Origin of the sequence: Arthrobacter sp. NPDC058097 (assembly GCF_042884885.1) — a bacterium.
Classification (GTDB): domain Bacteria; phylum Actinomycetota; class Actinomycetes; order Actinomycetales; family Micrococcaceae; genus Arthrobacter.
The window spans coordinates 151553-169065 of record NZ_JBHVSZ010000003.1; the positions used below are offsets into that span (position 1 = coordinate 151553).

A 17513-nucleotide genomic window follows, 5' to 3' on the forward strand; every position below is an offset into this window, starting at 1 on the left:
GAGAAGTGAGGAAGCGTCCCTACTGCAGGGCCACCGTTACTTCAGAACCACCGTGCGGTTGCCGTTCAGGATGATGCGGCCTTCGCAGTGCCAGCGGACGGCATTGCTGAGCGCCTTGCACTCGGTGTCGCGGCCGGCGGCGACCAGGTCCTCGGGGCCGAAGGTGTGGTCAACCTCCACCACCTGCTGCGCGATGATCGGTCCCTCGTCGAGTTCCGCGTTCACGTAGTGCGCGGTGGCGCCCACGGTCTTCACTCCGCGGGCGTAGGCCTGGTGGTACGGCTTGGCTCCCTTGAACGACGGCAGGAACGAGTGGTGGATGTTGATCGCCTTGCCGTCCAACTTCCGCGCGAGGTCGTCGCTGAGGACCTGCATGTAGCGGGCCAGCACCACCAGCTCGACGTCCAGCTCGTCCACGATTTCCAGCAGCCGGGCCTCCGCCTGGGGCTTTGTGGCCGCGGTGACGGGGATGTGGAAGAACGGGATGCCGTGCCAGTCCACCAGGGCCTGGTGGTCGGTGTGGTTGGACACCACGCCCACAACCTCGATGGGCAGTTCGCCCACGCGGGCGCGGAAGAGCAGGTCGTTGAGGCAGTGGCCGAACTTGGAGACCATGATCAGCACCTTGCGGCGGGACCCGTTCCGTTCCAGCCGCCACTTCATGTTGTACTTCTCCGCCACCGGGGTGAATCCGGCGCGCAGCTGCTCCAGCGTGGATTCGTTCCCGTCGGACGCGAAGTGCACCCGCATGAAGAAGTGGCCCTCGGACCGGTCGCCGAACTGCTTGTTGTCGATGATGTCGCAGCCGTATTCCAGCAGGAAGCCGGAAACGGCGTGCACGATGCCCGGGCCTTCGGGGCAGTCCAGGGTCAGGACGTGCTCGACGCCGTTGTTTGCCTGCCCGGAGGCGCGGTTCTCAGTCTGAATAGCAGTCATCGTTCAGCACTCAATTACATTCACAGCGAGGCCTCCTCGAGAGGTTTCCTTGTACTTGGTTTTCATGTCGGCGCCGGTCTCGCGCATGGTCTTGATGGCCTTGTCCAGCGACACCTTGTGGCTGCCGTCCCCGTGCAGGGCCAGCCGCCCGGCGTTGATCGCCTTGACGCTGGCGATCGCGTTCCGCTCGATGCACGGGATCTGCACCAGGCCGCCCACGGGGTCGCAGGTCAGGCCCAGGTTGTGTTCGATCCCCACCTCGGCAGCGTTCTCCACCTGTTCAGGTGTGCCGCCCAGCACCTCGCAGAGCCCGGCGGCGGCCATGGAGCAGGCCGAGCCGACCTCGCCCTGGCAGCCCACCTCCGCACCGGAGATGGAGGCGTTGATCTTGAACAGAATCCCGACGGCGGCCGCCGCCAGCAGGAAGCGCACCACACCGTCGTCGTCGGCTCCGGGAACAAACTTCACGTAGTAGTGCAGGACCGCGGGCACGATTCCGGCTGCCCCGTTGGTGGGGGCCGTGACGATACGGCCGCCGGCCGCGTTCTCCTCGTTGACGGCCAGCGCGAAGAGGTTGACCCACTCCATGGCCCTCAGCGGATCGGTGCTGCCGGAGTCCTTGGACAGGGTCTGGAAGAGCTGCGGCGCACGCCGCTTCACGTTCAGCCCTCCGGGGAGGATGCCTTCGGCGGAGCAGCCGTTGTCCACGCACTCGCGCATGACGGCCCACAGCTTCAGCAGTTCCTCGCGGAGTTCCGCCTCGCTGCGCCAGACCAGCTCGTTGGCGAGCATGACGTCGGAGATCGACATGTTTTCGCGCTTGCAGATCTCCAGCAGCCCGTTGGCCGTGGTGAAGGGGTACGGCAGCGGGGTTTCGTCCGCCACCACCTTGGCGCCGGCGTCGGCATCGCCGTCAACGACGAAGCCGCCGCCGATGGAGTAGAAGCTCCGCTCGCTGAGCACCGTGCCGGCGCGGTCCATTGCGCGGAAGGTCATGCCGTTGGGGTGGGCCGGCAGCGACTTCCGCCGGTGCAGCACCACGTCCTCGTCCCAGTTGAAGTCCACCCGGTGGTCCCCGCCGATCCGCAGTTCGGAGTCCAGGGCGGCGGCTGCCACCTGGTCGTCGGCGGTGGAGGTGTCAACGGTCTCCGGGTCCAGGCCCTGCAGGCCCAGCACCACGGCCTTGTCGGAGCCGTGGCCCCGGCCGGTGGCCCCGAGGGACCCGAAGAGCTCCGCCTGGACCCGCGCGGTGGCGCTCAGCAGCCCGCCGCCCTTGAGTCCGTCGGCGAACTGCTTTGCCGCCCGCATCGGGCCGACCGTGTGTGACGACGACGGCCCGATGCCAACGGAAAACAGATCCAGGGCGCTTAGCGCCATCAGGGCACCTCGGGGGAAGCGAACTCCCTCATGGCGTCCAAAAGCCAGCGGCCCAGGTAGTCGGCGAACGAGGCGCGGGGGAACAGCCGGAAGCTTTCCTCGCCGGTCTTGAACAGGACCACCGGGATGTTGCCCACCTCGGTGTTGAGTGCGGTGCCCGGCTTCAGGGTGCGCGGGTGCAGGTCCAGGGAGCAGCCCTTTTCCAGCACGGCACGGGCCCGGGGGCCGGACAGCTCGAACGTGGTGCGGTTGGCGGAGAGGTCCACCACCTGTCCGGCGGCGTCGCCCAGGGCGGACTTGAGGGAGCCGATCAGGTCCCCGCCGAGGGAGTCGTGGGCGTCTTCCGGTGCCACGATGAGGAACTCCTGCGGGCCGAGCCACAGCACGCTGACGCGTTCGCTGCCGCGGACCTCGCCGCAGCGCTCCGGCAGGCCGCCGGTGACGGAGGCGATCCGGGCGCCGGCCTCGGAGCTGGTGTCCACGCGGACGCCGGCCATGGTCTGGAACGGGCCTTCTTTGAGGGTGACTGTTCCCTGCACGGACCCGGTGTCGAATGCTTCGGCCAGGTGTGAGGCTGGGCTGCGGCGGATTTCCCGGAGTCCATTGATGCCTGTGAAGGCTGCGGTGTTAGCCATCTTTGCGGGTCCCTTCGGGGTCAAACAGTACGGTTTCTGCCACGACTACGTCGACGAGCTGGTTGCCGGCGGCGGCCACCAGGGTCTCGCCGATCCGGTTGCGGCCGTTCTTGATGAGGGCCAGGCCGAACGAGCGGCCCAGGGCGGCGCTGTGGTAGCTGGAGGTCACGAAGCCCTGCATCGGGACCGGGCCGTAGGCGGGGTTCGCCGGGATGCCCTTCTCCACCAGCTGGGTTCCTTCCGGCAGCTTCAGCGAGCCGTCCACCGGCAGGACGCTGACCAGGTGCTTGCGGTCGTCGCGCTGCTGGTCCAGCCGGGCGTAGGAGCGCTTGCCGATGAAGTCCTTGGCCTTGGAAACGATCCACTCCATGCCGGCATCCTGCGGGGTGACGGTGCCGTCGGTGTCCTGCCCGACGATCGGGTAGCCCTTCTCGGCGCGCAGCACGTGCATGGTCTCGGTGCCGTAAGGGGTGATGTTGAACTCGGCACCGGCCGCGGCCACGGATTCCCAGGTGTTCAGCCCGTACCAGGACGGCACGTTGATTTCGTAGGCCAGTTCACCGGAGAACGAGATCCGGCAGATGCGGGCCTGTACGCCGGACGCGAGGGTGGTTTCGCGGAAGGTCATGAACGGGAACGCCTCGGCGTCCAGTCCGCCGTTGGCGGCCAGTTCCGGGGCAACCTTGGCGATGACGTCGCGGGACTTGGGTCCGACGACGGCGATCGTGCTCCACTGTTCGGTCACCGAGGTGCAGTGCACGTCGAGTTCCGGCCATTCGGTCTGCAGCCATTCCTCCAGCCAGTCCAGCACCTTGGCGGCGCCGCCGGTGGTGGTGGTCATGAAGTAGGTCTCTTCGTCCAGGCGCAGGGTCACGCCGTCGTCGAAGATCATGCCGTCCGGGAGGCACATGACGCCGTAGCGCGCTGAGCCCGGGGCGAGCTTCTTGAACGCGTTGGTGTAGATGCGGTTCAGGAACTCACCGGCATCCTTGCCGCGGATCTCGATCTTGCCGAGGGTAGTGGCGTCCATGAAGCCCACGGAGTCGCGGACGGCGGCGCACTCGCGGAGCACGGCCTCGTCCATATCCTCGCCGTTCTGCGGGTAGTACCACGGCCGCTTCCACTGCCCGACGTCCTCGAAGAGCGCGCCCTGGGCAACGTGCCACGGGTGGATCGAGGTAACGCGGGCGGGGTCGAAGAGCTCGCCGCGCTGGCGTCCGGCCAGTGCTGCGAATGCTACAGGGGTGAACGGCGCACGGTAGGTGGTGGTGCCGATGTCGCCGATGCCCCGGGATGCCTCCCCGGCCTGGCGGAGTGCCGCGGCGATGACGCCGATGGCGTTTACGCCGGAGGTCTTGCCCTGGTCGTTGGCGGTGCTGATGGAGGTGTAGCGCTTGACGTGTTCCACGGACCGCATGCCGGCGCCGGTGGAGCGCAAAACGTCGGCCACGGACTGGTCACGCTGGAAGTCGACGAAGTGGTTGTGCCAGTCGTCCGGGGTTCCGGTCTGGCCGGGGACCAGCCACAGCTGCCGGGTCGGGGCGGACGCCTTCGGCTCCGCCAGGGCGGCGGGCTCGACGGCGGACTCGAAGCCGGCGGCGATGGCCGCCGAAGCGCCGGCCGAGATGCCCTCGGCGAGGCAGTCAGCGAGCTCGAAGCTGCCGCGGCCGGAGCCGATGGTCTGCTGGTTGGGGACCACGGTGGACGGCACGAAGGCGGCCAGGTCCTCGTCCCAGCGCAGCTTGCCCTGGCGCTGCGAGTGCAGGTGCACCAGCGGGCTCCAGCCGCCGGAGACTGCCAGCAGGTCTGCGGCGATCTCTTCGACGCCCGAGGTGAGTTCGCCGTCGTCGTTAATGCTGCGGACGGTGACGCTGTTCAGCCGGCCGTCGGTGTCTGTTCCGGCGGCGGACGCGGTGTTGGCCACCGCGCTGCCGATCAGCACCCGGGTGCCGGCCTCGACGGCGGCGGCAGCCACCGGGGTCAGGGCGGGACGGGCGTCGACGACGGCCGCGACCTTGATGCCGGCGGCGCGCAGGTCCGAGGCCAGGGCGTAGGCGCTGTCGTTGGTAGTGCTGATGACCACGCGCTGACCGGCGGCCACGGCGTAGCGGTTCAGGTAGCTGCGGACAGCCGAGGCGAGCATGACGCCCGGGCGGTCGTTGTTCTCGAACACCAGCGGACGCTCGTGGGCGCCGGGGGCCAGCACAACCTGGTTGGCACGGATGTGCCAAATACGCTGGCGGGAGACACCGGCGGCGGCCGGGCTGGAGAGGTGGTCGGTGCGGTTCTGGACCGCGATGACGTAGTTGGCGTCGTAGGCACCGAATGCGGTGGTGCGGTTCAGCACGGTGCTTTCGGCGCCGGAGACCAGCTCGGCCTCGACGTCGGCAACCCATTCCAGGGCGGGCTTCCCCTCGATGGTTTCTGCCAGTTCGGGCGCGATGGATCCGGAGAGCAGCGAGCCGCCGAGTTCGGGCTGGTCGTCCATCAGGATGACGCGGGCCCCGCTGCGGACAGCTTCGCGGGCCGCGGCCAGGCCGGCGGGGCCGCCGCCGATGACGAGGATGTCGGTGTGGACGTACTTCTTGTCGTACTCGGCGCGGTCATCGGCCGGGTCCAGCTTGCCGAGGCCGTTCAGGAAGCCGGCCTTGAGGCCGTCCACCAGGGAAACTGTGGTGGCGGGCAGCATGGACTCGGCGACGTCGCCGGGGAACCGGGCTTCGATCCGGACCAGGGCGTTGGGCTCTTCGACGCCGGCGGCCAGGATGCCGCGGGGGCGGTCCTCGTACAGCGAGTTGCCGGCGGCGATGCGGCCGTTGGCCAGCAGCGCGGAGGCCAGGGTGTCGCCCGGGTGTCCGGTGAATTCCTCGCCGTCCACGGTGAAGCGCCAGGAGATGCTGCGGTCGATGCGGCCGCCGGTGCTGAGGCGCGTGTTCTGGGAGGTCACTTGGTCGCTCCTTCCGGGGCGGTGCTGGGGCTGAGGGGGGTGGTGCTGGCGGCGCCGGTGCTTGCGGTGCCGGTATCAGCTGCGGGCGGGACGGGCGCGGCGGGCCGCGGCACCCCCATCGGGTACACGGCCTGGATGTCGTACGTGACCGTGTCGCGGAGCATGTTGAACCACTGCCGGCAGCCGGTGCTGTGCACCCAGCGTTCGGCGAAGGTGCCCTTGGTGTTCTCGCGGTAGAACAGGTACTCGGCCCATTCCCGGTCGGTCAGCTCGTTGGGGTTCTCGGGGTAGGGCACGTGGGCCTGGCCGCCGTAGTGGAACTCGGTTTCGTCCCGCGGGCCGCAGTTGGGGCAGGAGATAAGCAGCATGTGCGTCTTCTTTCTTGTGGACCGTGGCTAGTGCGCGACGGCGGCAGCGCCGTGTTCGTCGATCAGGGCACCGGTTTCGAAGCGTTCCAGGGCGAACGGCTTGTTCAGCTTGTGCGGTTCGCCGGTGGCGATGGTGTGCGCGAAAGTCAGGCCGGCAGCCGGCGTGCCCTTGAAGCCGCCGGTGCCCCAGCCGCAGTTGACGAACATGTTGTCCACCGGCGTGGTGCCCACGATCGGCGAGGCGTCCAGCGTGGTGTCCACGATGCCGCCCCAGGTCCGGAGCACGTGTGCGCGGGCAAAGATCGGGAAGAGTTCGACGGCGGCCGCCATCTGGTGCTCGATCACGTGGAAGGAGCCGCGCTGGCCGTAGCCGTTGTAGGAGTCGACGCCGGCGCCCATGACCAGTTCGCCCTTGTGCGCCTGGGAGACGTACACGTGGACGTGGTTGGACATGACGACGGTCGGGTGGACCGGCTCGTGCAGCTCGGAAACCAGCGCCTGCAGCGGGTGGGACTGGATGGGGAGCCGGAAGCCGGCCATTTCCGCCAGGACCGAGCTGTGGCCGGCGGCGGCCAGGCCCACCTTTTCGGTGTTGATGGTGCCGCGGTTGGTCTTGACGCCCACCACGCGGTTGCCGTCCTTGATGAAGCCGGTGACTTCGCAGTTCTGGATGATGTCCACGCCCATCTCGTCGCACTTGCGGGCGAAGGCCCAGGCAACGTGGTCGTGCTTGGCGATGCCGGCGCGCGGCTGGTAGGTAGCGCCCATGACCGGGTAGCGGATGTCGTCGCGGATGTTCAGGATGGGGCAGAGTTCCTTGACCTGCTGCGGGTCCAACCATTCTGCGTCCACGCCGTTGAGCTTGTTGGCGCCCACGCGGCGGATGCTTTCGCGCACGTCGCCCAGGGTGTGGGCCAGGTTCATCACGCCGCGCTGGCTGAAGAGGAAGTCGTACTCCAGCTCCTCGGGCAGGATTTCCCACAGCTTCAGGGCGTGCTCGTAGATGGCGGCGCTCTCGTCCCAGAGGTAGTTGGAACGGATGATGGTGGTGTTGCGGGCCATGTTGCCGCCGGCCAGCCAGCCCTTCTCCAGGACGGCGATGTTGGTCATGCCGTGGTTCTTGGCCAGGTAGTACGCGGTGGCCAGGCCGTGCCCGCCGCCGCCGACGATCACGGCGTCATAGGAGGACTTGGGCTCCGGGTTGTGCCACAGGAACTCCGGGTGTTCCGGAAGGTGGTGCGTGCTCACTGGGCTGCTCCAATCATGTCGTTTTCAAAGGCGGCAATCTCGGTGGCGCCGCTGAGCTGGGGGTACAGGGGGAACTGCCCGGCGAGCGCGGTGACGCGGGCGCGGAGTTCGACGGCGGTGCCGTCGTCGAGCGTTCCGGTGCCTGCAGCGCCGGTGAGGGCCTTGGCGATGATGTCTGCAACCTCGGTGAACTCGGCGGCGCCGAAGCCGCGGGTGGCCAGGGCGGGGGTGCCGATCCGCAGGCCGGAGGAGACCATCGGCGGGCGGGGGTCGAACGGAACGGCGTTGCGGTTGACGGTGATGCCGATCCGGTGCAGCGTGTCCTCGGCCTGCTGGCCGTCCAGTTCGGAGTTCCGCAGGTCGACGAGGACCAGGTGGACGTCCGTGCCGCCGTTGACCACCGTGATGCCGGCGGCTTCGACGTCGGGCTGCAGGAAGCGCTCGGCCAGCAGCTTGGCGCCTTCGAGGACGCGCTCCTGGCGTTCCTTGAAGCCCTCGGTTGCGGCGAGCTTGAAGGCCACAGCCTTGGCGGCGATGACGTGCTCCAGCGGGCCGCCCTGCTGGCCGGGGAACACGGCGCTATTGATCTTCTTGGCGTACTGCTCCTTGGCGAGGATGACGCCGCCGCGGGGGCCGCCCAGGGTCTTGTGGGTGGTGGTGGTGACGACGTCGGCGTACGGCACCGGGTTGGGGTGCAGGCCCGCGGCGACGAGGCCGGCGAAGTGGGCCATGTCCACCATCAGGTAGGCACCGACGAGGTCGGCGATCCGGCGGAACTCGGCGAAGTCGAGCTGGCGGGAGTAGGCGGACCAGCCGGCCACGATCAGCTTGGGCTTGTGCTCCAGGGCCAGGGCCTCGACCTCGGCCATGTCCACGCGGAAGTCGGATTCGCGGACGTGGTACGGAACCACGTTGTAGAGCTTGCCGGAGAAGTTGATGCGCATGCCGTGGGTGAGGTGGCCGCCGTGGGCCAGGTCCAGGCCGAGGATGGTATCGCCCGGGTTCAGCAGGGCGAACATGGCGGCGGCGTTGGCCTGCGCGCCGGAGTGCGGCTGGACGTTGGCGAACTCGGCGCCGAACAGGGCCTTCACGCGGTCGATGGCCAGCTGCTCGACGACGTCGACGTGCTCGCAGCCACCGTAGTAGCGCTTGCCCGGGTAGCCCTCGGCGTACTTGTTGGTGAGGACCGAACCCTGCGCCTCCATGACGGCCGCAGGAGCGAAGTTCTCCGAGGCGATCATTTCCAGCGTGGACTGCTGGCGGTCCAGCTCGCGTGCGACTGCCTGCTGGATCTCGGGATCGACTGCGGAAAGTCGGTCGTTCAACTGCTCAACCACGAATACTCCTTATGAAATACCACTTAGCTTAGGACTGATATATCAGTGTGAGGTCAATGGTATGATTGGGCTCACAACAGAGTCAATACCAGGAAGCAAAATGGCACTTCGCTTCCGCTTGGAGCCCATGAACGGAGTCCCGCTGTGAATGCCCTTCCCGCCATGCCGCCCGCCGAGGACGAAACGCTGTCCCAGGCCGAGGCTGCGTACCGGCAACTGCGCGACAAGCTGATCATGCTGGACATCCGCCCTGGCGATCCGATCAATGACGGCCAGCTGGCGGCCGAACTCGGCTTCGGGCGGACGCCCGTGCGTGAAGCCATCAAGCGCCTGGAAGTGGACCACCTGGTGGTGTCCTACCCGCGCCGGGGAACGTTCGCCACGACCGTGGACTTCACCGAACTGGCCGACGTCTCCGAAATCCGCGAACTGCTGGAACCGCTCGCGGCGCGCCGGGCCGCCAAGCGGGCGAACGCCGCCATGCGCGAAGAACTGCTGGACGTCGCCAAGGCCATCTCGGAGCTGGCACCCACCCCCGCCCAGTCGCGGGAGCTCATGCGCTATGACCTGACGGTACACCGGCTGATCTACCGCGCCGCGGCCAACCCGCACCTCGAGGACACCCTGATCCGCTACGACAACCTCGCCACGCGCATCTGGTGCCTGGTCCTGGACAAGGTCCCGTCGGTGAGCGGGCACATCGGCGAGCACGTGGACCTGCTCAAGGCCGTGGCCGAGGGAGACTCGGACAAGGCGGGCGAGCTGGCGCTGCACCACGTCACGAGCTTCGAGGAGACCATCCGCAAGGTGCTGTAGGACCTTTCGCAGCGCCCCATGCCCTTGTTGGCGGCCACCCGGGCGGCTATTCTGCCAGAAACGTCCGCCGCCAATGAGGGTGACAGCAGGGCCAGGTACCTGCCGCTTCCAGGCCTGACCAGCGTTTCGAAAGAGGCACGCCGTGTCCGTTGCACCCACCCCTCAAGGCGCGTCCCGGCGTCGTCTGCTTTTTGTCCTCCTTGGTGCCGTGGTGGTGGTTTTGGCGGGGGTGGCCGTCGCCGTTTCTGCCCTGGCCCCCCGGACGGACCGGCAGGCCGCCACCGCTCCCCCGTCGTCTGCGGCCGCCACTGCCCCCGCTGGCGCGCCGAGCTCCGCGCCCCCGGCTTCCGCTTCCCCCGCCGGGAAGGCTGCGAAGCCGGCTGACGCGGAGCTCCTGGACGAGGCCAACACGGTGTGCGAAATGCGCGTGACCGAGAAGTACCCCACCGCCGAGGTCCAGCCCGGCACCAAGTCCACCGCCATGGCGAAGAGCGGCAGCTACCAAACCACCGGCACCTACACTGACCCCACGGCCGGCAAGCCCGCGGCCACGGAATTCCGGTGCTCCTCGGTCAATGCCAGCGGCACCTGGACCGTGAACCTGGACCGCGGCTAGGCCTGTGACGGGCTAGAGATTCAGCGGCTGCCGAAGGCTCGGAGCCGTTCGGGCGTTCAACAGGAGATTCGTGATACCAAGCATTTCCTCCGTGGCCCGCAGCAGCGAGTAGTGGCTGTAGGCACCCGTCACCACAGTCCCCGGAATGACGGACGGTGCCACCACGAAGTTGGGGATGGGCGTGTCCTCGTCATACAGGACCACGACGGCGGTGCGTCCCGCCTGGTAGCTTTGGCTCGCCAGGATCACCGGAAGCCACCTCGAAAGCCACGTGTCGCCGGTGGTGATGCTGCAGTCATGTGTGTCATTGCAGACGTTCGGCGTGATCAGCGAGAAGCCGGGCAGCGTGTTGTTCGTCAGGTCGTTGAACAGGTTTCCGGACGTCGTGGTCCCGAGCGGGACGTTGTTCGTGGCGCATGCGGCCCTGTCCCCCGTCCCCTGGTAGTAGGCCTCCGGGTTGTGCCTCACCGCGTAAAGGCCGGAATCGGTCAGCCTGCAGTTCGACGGCATGTCCTCCTGGTAGCTCTTCTGGGTCAGTCCCCGTGCCCGGACCTGGCGGAAGAGATTGTCCGCGGTAATGGCGGGAAGGCTGCCCGGGCTGCTATCCGACGTCACACCCTGATTGCTCCCGGAGGTCAGGGCGATGTAGTTCGGCAACGAGGGGAACGCGGACCCGGCGTCGCTCCAGTTGGTCATGCTGGCGCACTTTTGGGCCGTCTGCGTCATGTACGGTGCGCTGGGGCTGCCGATGACCTGGGAGTACCTCTTGTTCTCGAAGATGATCCAGATGACGTGATCGTAGGTCGCCGGCGGCGCGGCGGCTGTTCCACAGGGTGAGCCCGGCGGAGGTGGCGGCGGCGGCGGAGGCGTGGAGCCGGTGGTGAGCACCAGTTGCGGCCGGCGGGTGGCGTCGCTGAATTCCTTCGAGTTGTAGATCACGCCATCGGAGTTCGTACTGCTGATGCGCAGGGAGTACGTTCCGTCGCCCTTGACCACGCTGAAGACATCCACTTCCACCCAGGTGCCGGTGCTGACAGCTCCGAGTGAGGCGATGTTGGTGCTGCTTGCGGCCGGCGCGTTCGACCAGGTCACGGAACCTTCAGCCCAGCTGTTGTCCGGCACCTGCCGGAACTGTCCGCCGGAGGGCGAGGGGTCTGCCACGAAGAGCCGCAGCTTGGCGGCTGTGACGGTGCCTCCCGTTCCTGTGACAACAAACTTGAGGAACGACATCTCCACAGGGCTGTTATCGGCCTTCAGGCCGGTTGCCGTGCCGTAATTGGTGCCCGGCGTCGCACTCTTCACGACGGCGTCCGCCGATGGTCCCAGCGTAATTGTGGCTGCCCGGGCAGGCGCGGTCGTTAAAGAGAAAGTGGCCGTAAGCAACAATGCTACAGCCACACAAAATGGACGAAGACGAGCATTCTTCGAACCGAAATGCTTACCGTGCAGATTACCGCGTGGAGCTGCAGGGCTTAAGTGGAGTTTCATGAGAAAATTCCCATCTTGGCGAGGGCATGAAATAGTGTCTCGATGTCGCCCCGGGCGGGCCCGGAAACCGCGGCGGGCGAAGGCTTCCACGTCCCTGACTGACTGAACGGAGCGGCGCCCTTTTGCCGGTGGGCTCATTATAGGAAGCGCCATAAATGCAGGGCTGTACGCACTTTTGCGTATGGCTTTTATGGATATTCAACTTGCGGACGATTAGTCAGCAAGTTTTGCAAAGCAATTATCAACGATTGTCATTGGGTCATTGTATTTGGAAGCTGCAAAGCTAGGTATTTGATTGCTAGAATGCACGGATGACGCGGAACGAAGCGTTATACCGGGAGTGGCTGGAATTTGTCGGGGAATTCCTGCAGCACCCATTTGCGGCCCACCCCCATCCGGAGGAGGAGATCTCCAAGCGGCTCACGGTTTCGTTCAACGCCGCATGCTGCAGCCGCAGCAGTGTTGGCCCGGACTGGGTTGACCACATGGAGGGCTGCTGGCCCGGCGATTATCTTCCCAAGCTGCCGCCGGGCCCACGCATTCCCGATGCCACCTGGCAGCCGCTGCTGCGCTGGTACGCAGTGTCCGGGCTTTCCGATCCCCAGTCGCTTGCCCGGGTTCCCGGGCAGGTGGCTGACTGGCGCATGCAGTCCGAATGGCAAGAGCTGGCCAGGCCGCTGGGAATCAACTTCCAGCTGGCCATTCCCGTGCTCCTGGACGGTCCGGTTCATCGCGCCTACCTGCTGGCGAGGCCTGACCGGGAGTTCGACCAGGACGAGCTCACGCTGGCCACGGTCCTGCAGCCGATTCTGACGGGCCTGTACCGGCAGCTCGCCTGGGCCTCGGAGGACACGTCAACAGACGGGCCCGGGCTGACCCAGCGGGAACTCGCCATCCTGGGGCTGCTCGGCCAGGGGCTGACCGCCACGTCCCTGGGCCATCACTTCAACATCTCACCGCGGACAGCCCAAAAGCACCTCGAACACATCTACCGCAAGCTTGACGTGGGCGACCGGCTGATGGCGGTGCAAAAAGCCGCCCGGCTGGGGCTGCTGGACCAGGCGTTGGCGGTGGTGACAAACGGCAGGGTTTAGGTGCGACAAGGAGTCCCCCGGGACCTTCCCGGGGGACTCCTCTATTCATGGGTGAACTTGAACTCTGTTCATGGGTGAATGGAGTTCCTGGCTTGCTAGTGGCCACCGCCCCCAATCACGCCTTTCTCGACGGCCTTCGTGACGGCGTCGGCTTCGGCCTGGGTGAGGGTGCCGGCCTTGACGGCGGTGTCCAGCTTGGTCTTCAGTGCGGCTGCGCGCTCGGCCTGCTCAGCCGTGCGGATTTCCGTCAGGGCCGCGGTGACCTTGGCTTCGTCCACATCGAGTGCCGTCGCCAGGGATTTGGCCATCGCGGCGTCCTGGGCGGTGCGGTCCGGCCTGGTGCCCTCGGTCGGGGCCGTCGTCGGCTTGTTCGCTTCACGGAACGCCTGGATTGCGTCCCTCACTTTCGTTTCGTCGACACCCAGCTTGGTGGCAAGGTCCGCCGCGATCTGGCCGCGGTCGCCCTTGTGGCCCCGGAAACCGTCAGTCGACGCGCTGCTGTCCGACGAGGTACTTGACGTTGCACTGGGGCTTGGAGTGGTAGCGGCTGAGGCCATTCCGGTAACCCCGAGTCCCGCGCCCAGCGCCAGGGCACCGGCGGTGACGCCGAGGGTGATTCTCTTGGTTCGTGACATGCTGTCTCCTTGATCGGCCGCGTTGCGGCTTTGAACGGAGGGGCATCTGTCCTAGCCCCTTCTTCAAAGATCCGGCCGCAGGTTAGGGTCCCGCTGTTCGGAAACTGTCAGGAGGCTGTGAACGTTGGCTCACGGTTCCAGCGCCGCCTCAATCGCGACGGCAACTACCGAGGAGTAGTGTGAAGGCCATGGACGAGTCGCCTCCGGACGGTGAACAAGCACCGGAACTGTTCCGCAACGTGGATGGAGAAACTCTCCGGCGCCAAGTGCTGGAGATCATCAGCGACGTGCTCTCGGACTCCGATCCGCAGAAAGCATGGGCCAGGGAGCAGCTACTAGACCTGCTGGCAACCCACATGGACGACCCCGAACAGGCACTGCTCCACCACCTGATCAGCACCAGGAACGTCCCCAAGTCCTCACCGCAGGATCCCGCGGAGGATTCTTCGCGCAACGAGGCCGCCACGGGAAAGAGGATGCTGCTGACGGCCTTCCAGCCCATCAGGCAACTGCCCGGCGGAGAAGTGATAGGGGTTGAGGCGCTGGCACGGTTCGTCAGCCATGAGGGGACCAGCGCAGACGTCTGGTTCCGCGGAGCGGCGGCCATGGGATTGGGGCCGGACCTGGAAATCGCGGCCCTGCACCTCGCCCTTTCCGCCGCAGGAGAGATTCCGCCCCACTTTTTTGCGTCGTTCAACCTCAGCCCCACGGCATGCGCCGACCCCCGTGTTCAGGCTCTGATGCTGGGCGGGACGGTCGACCCGGACCGGATGGTCATCGAGATCATGGGCGACCTTGCGGACCGGGAACTGGCGGGCCTTGCTGCGGTTCTGAGCCCCCTGCGCCAGCACGGCGTGCGCCTTGCCGTGGATGGCTCCGGACCGGCCGCCACCTCGGCGAAGCAGATCCTGCACCTGCTCCCCGACATCATCAAAGTCGACCGCGACTTCCTCGCCGACGCCGTGGCGCCAGGAAACGGGCCGGGTACGGCCCCCTTCGTTTTTGCACTGGCCGAGCAGACAGGCGCGACACTGTCCGCGGAAGGAATCGAGAGCCGGGAGGAACTCGCCGCCGTCGTGAAACTGGGAATCACCAGAGGCCAGGGCTATCTGCTGGGCAGACCCTCGGTGGACCCCCGCGACTGGGCAGCCTGGACCGGCGGGGCTGATTCTTTGGGAGAGCGCCACTAGAAGCGCCCGGTCCTCACGTTGGGCGTGGACTCGCGGATCGAAGCAGTTCGCTGCCTGGAGCCAAACTGTGAGTTCGCTCTTAATCTGGCCTGCGGGCTTTGTGTCCCGGCCCAGCGGGCGTAACTTGCGAGAAAGGGCCTCTTTCTCCAGGCGTCCGCGCCGGAGATGCAGGCCGCCCGGTCCGGAAGAGGCCAACATGAAAGCACGTACGCGTAATGCCACCGTTGTGGCGGGAATAGCCATCCTCCTGGGGACGGCCGGCGGTGGAACGCTCACCGCGCAGGGGCAAGCGAAGCAACAGATCTCCAGTGACGCCGTGATCCTGGTGTCAACTACTTCCCCGGACCACCACAGCCGCGGGGAACACAGGACCACCCACCGCAACAGGAACAGGTCTGCGCAGGAAACGACGGCGCAGAACCGGACACAGCAGCACCCGTCGACCGAGGCCGGGGTGGAGGCTGCCGCTGATGTGGCGGCACGGGGCCAGGCCGCCGGCCACTCACCAAACGGCGCCACTACCGAGGTGGTCCTCAAATACCTGCCCGGTGTCGATGCAGACGGGGATTCGTGCTCGTAGCCGCGGCCCATTCCGGAACAACCGCTTAAAACAGCGAGGGCGGCCCGCACCTGTCGGTGCGGACCACCCCGGCGGCTGGTGCCGCCGTCGGCTTTGAAGCCTTTAGTCTCTTTGAGGCCGTCGGTTTCGATCCAGGTAAGACCTAGACGATGGCTGCGCGGAGTTCCTTGGCGGCCAGTGCGGGGTCGGCTGCACCGTAGATGGCGCCGCCGGCGACGGCGACGTCGGCGCCGGCCTTCTGGACGTCACCGATGGTGGCGAGCTTCACGCCGCCGGCCACGGAGAACGGAACGCGGGCTTCGGCACCGGCCTTGAGCAGACCGTTCAGGTCAAAGCCTGGCTTGGCCTGCTCGTCCAGGCCGGCGTGCATCTCCACGAACTTCGCACCCAGGGCACGGACTTCCTTGGCACGGGTGACCTTGTCAGCGACGCCGATGAGGTCAACGACGACGCCCTTGTTGTGGGCCTGGGCAGCCTTGACCGCACCGGCGATGGTGGAGTCATCGGCGGAACCGAGCACGGTCACCAGGTCGGCGCCGGCCTTGAAGGCGATGTCGGCTTCGAGTTCGCCGGCGTCCATGGTCTTCAGGTCAGCGAAGACGACCTTGTCCGGGTGGGCTTCCTTGATCGCGGTGATGACGGACAGGCCTTCGGCCTTGATCAGCGGGGTGCCGAGTTCGATGATGTCAACGTGCTCGGCGACCTTGCCGGCCAGCTCGAGGGCAGCTTCGGTGGTCAGGAGGTCAATGGCAACTTGCAGTTTCATGTGTCTTTCCTTTGTTCGTGGGGTCTTTCAGGATTGGTTTTTCCCTGGTTCCATCCTCGAAGGCCAGGCGGGTGGGCGCCACGACATAATCGGACAGTCTTTCCCACCCAAAGGGATAGGCCGACCCTCTGATTTCTATACAATGGACAGGTGTCAGTCACCACCGAAGCCACCGCTCTTTCCCTGACGCCAGACACCGCCGACGGTGTGAAGCCTCTGCTTGAAGCGATCGCGTCCCTGTCCACGGCGTCGCTGGGCGAGATTGCCCAGCGGCTGCACGAGGCCACCCTCCCGTACATGCGCAGCAGAGCTCTCGTGATCTTCACCGAAGACTGCACGGGCCGGCCGCAGAAGAAGTCCGGCGACGAAGACGTGATCAGCCAGGTTTCCATCGCCGAACTGGACGCCATCAAGGCGACACTCTCCGGAGATGAAACGTGGCAGGGCCGGGCGCCGATTGGCGGGCGGGAACATCCGGTCGTCGCCCTCCCCTCGCCGACGAATGCGCTGCTGGTCCTGGTCGAACCCCGGCCGGTCACCGGTGAAAGCGGCGCTGAGCCTTCCGGGCAGGAGGTTACGGTGCCGTGGCTGGTCCGCTATCTGTGGAATCTGGCGGCCGAGCGTATCCGCGAAAAGGTGGCGGATGCGCCGCCGTCGTACCTCATCGAGTCCCGGGCGGCGTCCGCCGAACGGGTCCGGGTCACGGCTGAGTTGGTGGACCGGCACTCAACCACGCTGGAAACCCTGCTTGCGGCGCTGCGCGCTCCCTCCCTCGCCGACGATGCCGCACGTAAGTCCGCCACCGACCTGGCCGCCAAGGCCCTGGTGGAGCTGCGGACGCTCAACGACCGCACCACGGAACTCGTTGAAGAGCCTGTTGCCACGGCGTTCCAGCGCCTCCGCGAGGATCTCCGGCCGCTGATGCATTTCAGCGGCATCGACGTCCAGTTCATCGAGCCGCCGGTCAACGGCCGGGCCCTTCCCGGGGAAGTGGCGCATGCGGCCAGGGCGATCGTCCGGGGCCTGGTGCTCGCCATGGTCGAGCAGCCAGACGTGCGGCGCATCCGCACCCAGTGGGATTGCGACGGCGAGAACCTCCTCATCAACGTCCGCGACGACGGCCAGGGCAACCTTTCCCGCGAGGCCCCCAGCATTGTCCGCCTGCTGCAACGGGTGGAGGTCCTGGACGGCCGGATGACAATTGACCTGATGAAGGGTTGGGGCGCCGACGTCGCCGTCACCCTTCCGCTGGATCCGCCGGAGCGCAAACTGCCCGACGTCGGCGCCTGGAACCTGGGCGACCGCGAACTCGAGGTGTTGCAGCTGCTGGCCGCCGGGCAGCGCAACCGCGCCATCGCAGCCATGCTGCACGTCAGTGAGAACACGGTGAAGTTCCACCTCCGCAACATCTACCGCAAGCTCGGCGCCACGTCACGTACCGAGGCGATCGCCCTGGCGCACAGCAACGGCCTGCGTTAGG

The 17513-nt window shown here is 66.7% G+C and carries 16 protein-coding genes; 6 read left to right on the top strand and 10 right to left on the bottom strand.

Features of this window, described 5'->3' with window-relative positions; genetic code table 11:
* Window positions 1-36 precede the first annotated feature (36 nt).
* The 7 genes from purU to glyA are packed head-to-tail and all read right to left on the bottom strand — an operon-like array spanning window position 37 to window position 8848.
* A complete protein-coding gene (gene purU / locus ACFVTE_RS07220; RefSeq protein ID WP_387098634.1) occupies window positions 37-936 on the bottom strand; it encodes a formyltetrahydrofolate deformylase in 900 nt (299 codons plus the stop codon).
* Between the two features lie 3 nt (window positions 937-939).
* Window positions 940-2313 carry an L-serine ammonia-lyase gene (locus ACFVTE_RS07225; protein ID WP_387098636.1) on the bottom strand — a complete coding sequence of 458 codons (1374 nt, stop codon included), beginning with the start codon at window positions 2311-2313 and terminating at the stop codon, window positions 940-942.
* Window positions 2313-2948, bottom strand: coding sequence for a sarcosine oxidase subunit gamma (locus tag ACFVTE_RS07230; protein WP_387098638.1), 636 nt, complete (start codon window positions 2946-2948; stop codon window positions 2313-2315). The genes ACFVTE_RS07225 and ACFVTE_RS07230 overlap by 1 nt, the downstream gene beginning before the upstream one ends.
* Entirely contained in the window at window positions 2941-5895 is a 2955-nt protein-coding gene (locus ACFVTE_RS07235) for a sarcosine oxidase subunit alpha family protein (protein ID WP_387098640.1), read from the bottom strand. The genes ACFVTE_RS07230 and ACFVTE_RS07235 overlap by 8 nt, the downstream gene beginning before the upstream one ends.
* On the bottom strand, window positions 5892-6263 hold the full coding sequence (locus ACFVTE_RS07240) for a sarcosine oxidase subunit delta (protein ID WP_387098642.1): 372 nt from the start codon (window positions 6261-6263) through the stop codon (window positions 5892-5894). The genes ACFVTE_RS07235 and ACFVTE_RS07240 overlap by 4 nt, the downstream gene beginning before the upstream one ends.
* A 27-nt stretch (window positions 6264-6290) precedes the next feature.
* Window positions 6291-7511, bottom strand: a complete 1221-nt coding sequence (locus ACFVTE_RS07245) for a sarcosine oxidase subunit beta family protein (protein ID WP_387098644.1) — start codon at window positions 7509-7511, stop codon at window positions 6291-6293.
* Complete coding sequence (gene glyA, locus ACFVTE_RS07250) at window positions 7508-8848, bottom strand: serine hydroxymethyltransferase (RefSeq protein WP_387098646.1); 1341 nt, start codon at window positions 8846-8848, stop codon at window positions 7508-7510. Before glyA ends, ACFVTE_RS07245 begins: the two co-directional genes overlap by 4 nt.
* A gap of 144 nt (window positions 8849-8992) precedes the next feature.
* Here glyA and ACFVTE_RS07255 point away from each other — a divergent pair, with 144 nt between their 5' ends.
* The gene (locus ACFVTE_RS07255; protein WP_387098648.1) at window positions 8993-9664 is read left to right on the top strand and encodes a GntR family transcriptional regulator; all 672 of its coding nucleotides are present in this window, start codon (window positions 8993-8995) and stop codon (window positions 9662-9664) included.
* A gap of 142 nt (window positions 9665-9806) precedes the next feature.
* Complete coding sequence (locus tag ACFVTE_RS07260; RefSeq protein WP_387098650.1) at window positions 9807-10280, top strand: hypothetical protein; 474 nt, start codon at window positions 9807-9809, stop codon at window positions 10278-10280.
* Window positions 10281-10292: 12 nt separating this feature from the next.
* Here the strand turns inward: ACFVTE_RS07260 and ACFVTE_RS07265 are convergent, their stop codons facing one another.
* Window positions 10293-11582, bottom strand: coding sequence for an alkaline phosphatase family protein (locus tag ACFVTE_RS07265; protein WP_387098652.1), 1290 nt, complete (start codon window positions 11580-11582; stop codon window positions 10293-10295).
* Between the two features lie 497 nt (window positions 11583-12079).
* Between ACFVTE_RS07265 and ACFVTE_RS07270 the strand changes: the two genes are divergently transcribed.
* Window positions 12080-12862 carry a response regulator transcription factor gene (locus tag ACFVTE_RS07270; protein ID WP_387098654.1) on the top strand — a complete coding sequence of 261 codons (783 nt, stop codon included), beginning with the start codon at window positions 12080-12082 and terminating at the stop codon, window positions 12860-12862.
* Window positions 12863-12957: 95 nt separating this feature from the next.
* Here ACFVTE_RS07270 and ACFVTE_RS07275 read toward each other — a convergent pair whose 3' ends face one another.
* Window positions 12958-13497 carry a hypothetical protein gene (locus ACFVTE_RS07275; protein ID WP_387098656.1) on the bottom strand — a complete coding sequence of 180 codons (540 nt, stop codon included), beginning with the start codon at window positions 13495-13497 and terminating at the stop codon, window positions 12958-12960.
* A gap of 188 nt (window positions 13498-13685) precedes the next feature.
* Here ACFVTE_RS07275 and ACFVTE_RS07280 point away from each other — a divergent pair, with 188 nt between their 5' ends.
* The gene (locus ACFVTE_RS07280) at window positions 13686-14687 is read left to right on the top strand and encodes an EAL domain-containing protein (protein ID WP_387098658.1); all 1002 of its coding nucleotides are present in this window, start codon (window positions 13686-13688) and stop codon (window positions 14685-14687) included.
* Between the two features lie 196 nt (window positions 14688-14883).
* Window positions 14884-15267 (top strand): hypothetical protein, encoded by a 384-nt coding sequence (locus tag ACFVTE_RS07285; protein ID WP_387098660.1) that lies wholly within the window; start codon window positions 14884-14886, stop codon window positions 15265-15267.
* Window positions 15268-15409: 142 nt separating this feature from the next.
* Here the strand turns inward: ACFVTE_RS07285 and hxlA are convergent, their stop codons facing one another.
* Window positions 15410-16033, bottom strand: a complete 624-nt coding sequence (gene hxlA, locus ACFVTE_RS07290; RefSeq protein WP_387098662.1) for a 3-hexulose-6-phosphate synthase — start codon at window positions 16031-16033, stop codon at window positions 15410-15412.
* A gap of 150 nt (window positions 16034-16183) precedes the next feature.
* Between hxlA and ACFVTE_RS07295 the strand changes: the two genes are divergently transcribed.
* Window positions 16184-17512, top strand: a complete 1329-nt coding sequence (locus ACFVTE_RS07295) for a LuxR C-terminal-related transcriptional regulator (protein ID WP_387098664.1) — start codon at window positions 16184-16186, stop codon at window positions 17510-17512.
* Window position 17513 lies beyond the last annotated feature (1 nt).

Excerpts from the sequence above, each read along its gene's own strand:
- ACFVTE_RS07280 (WP_387098658.1), top strand. The coding sequence starts at position 13,686 with ATGGACGAGTCGCCTCCGGACGGTGAACAAGCACCGGAACTGTTCCGC.
- purU (WP_387098634.1), bottom strand. The coding sequence starts at position 936 with ATGACTGCTATTCAGACTGAGAACCGCGCCTCCGGGCAGGCAAACAAC.
- ACFVTE_RS07285 (WP_387098660.1), top strand. The coding sequence starts at position 14,884 with ATGAAAGCACGTACGCGTAATGCCACCGTTGTGGCGGGAATAGCCATC.
- ACFVTE_RS07240 (WP_387098642.1), bottom strand. The coding sequence starts at position 6,263 with ATGCTGCTTATCTCCTGCCCCAACTGCGGCCCGCGGGACGAAACCGAG.
- ACFVTE_RS07275 (WP_387098656.1), bottom strand. The coding sequence starts at position 13,497 with ATGTCACGAACCAAGAGAATCACCCTCGGCGTCACCGCCGGTGCCCTG.
- ACFVTE_RS07230 (WP_387098638.1), bottom strand. The coding sequence starts at position 2,948 with ATGGCTAACACCGCAGCCTTCACAGGCATCAATGGACTCCGGGAAATC.
- hxlA (WP_387098662.1), bottom strand. The coding sequence starts at position 16,033 with ATGAAACTGCAAGTTGCCATTGACCTCCTGACCACCGAAGCTGCCCTC.
- ACFVTE_RS07270 (WP_387098654.1), top strand. The coding sequence starts at position 12,080 with ATGACGCGGAACGAAGCGTTATACCGGGAGTGGCTGGAATTTGTCGGG.
- ACFVTE_RS07225 (WP_387098636.1), bottom strand. The coding sequence starts at position 2,313 with ATGGCGCTAAGCGCCCTGGATCTGTTTTCCGTTGGCATCGGGCCGTCG.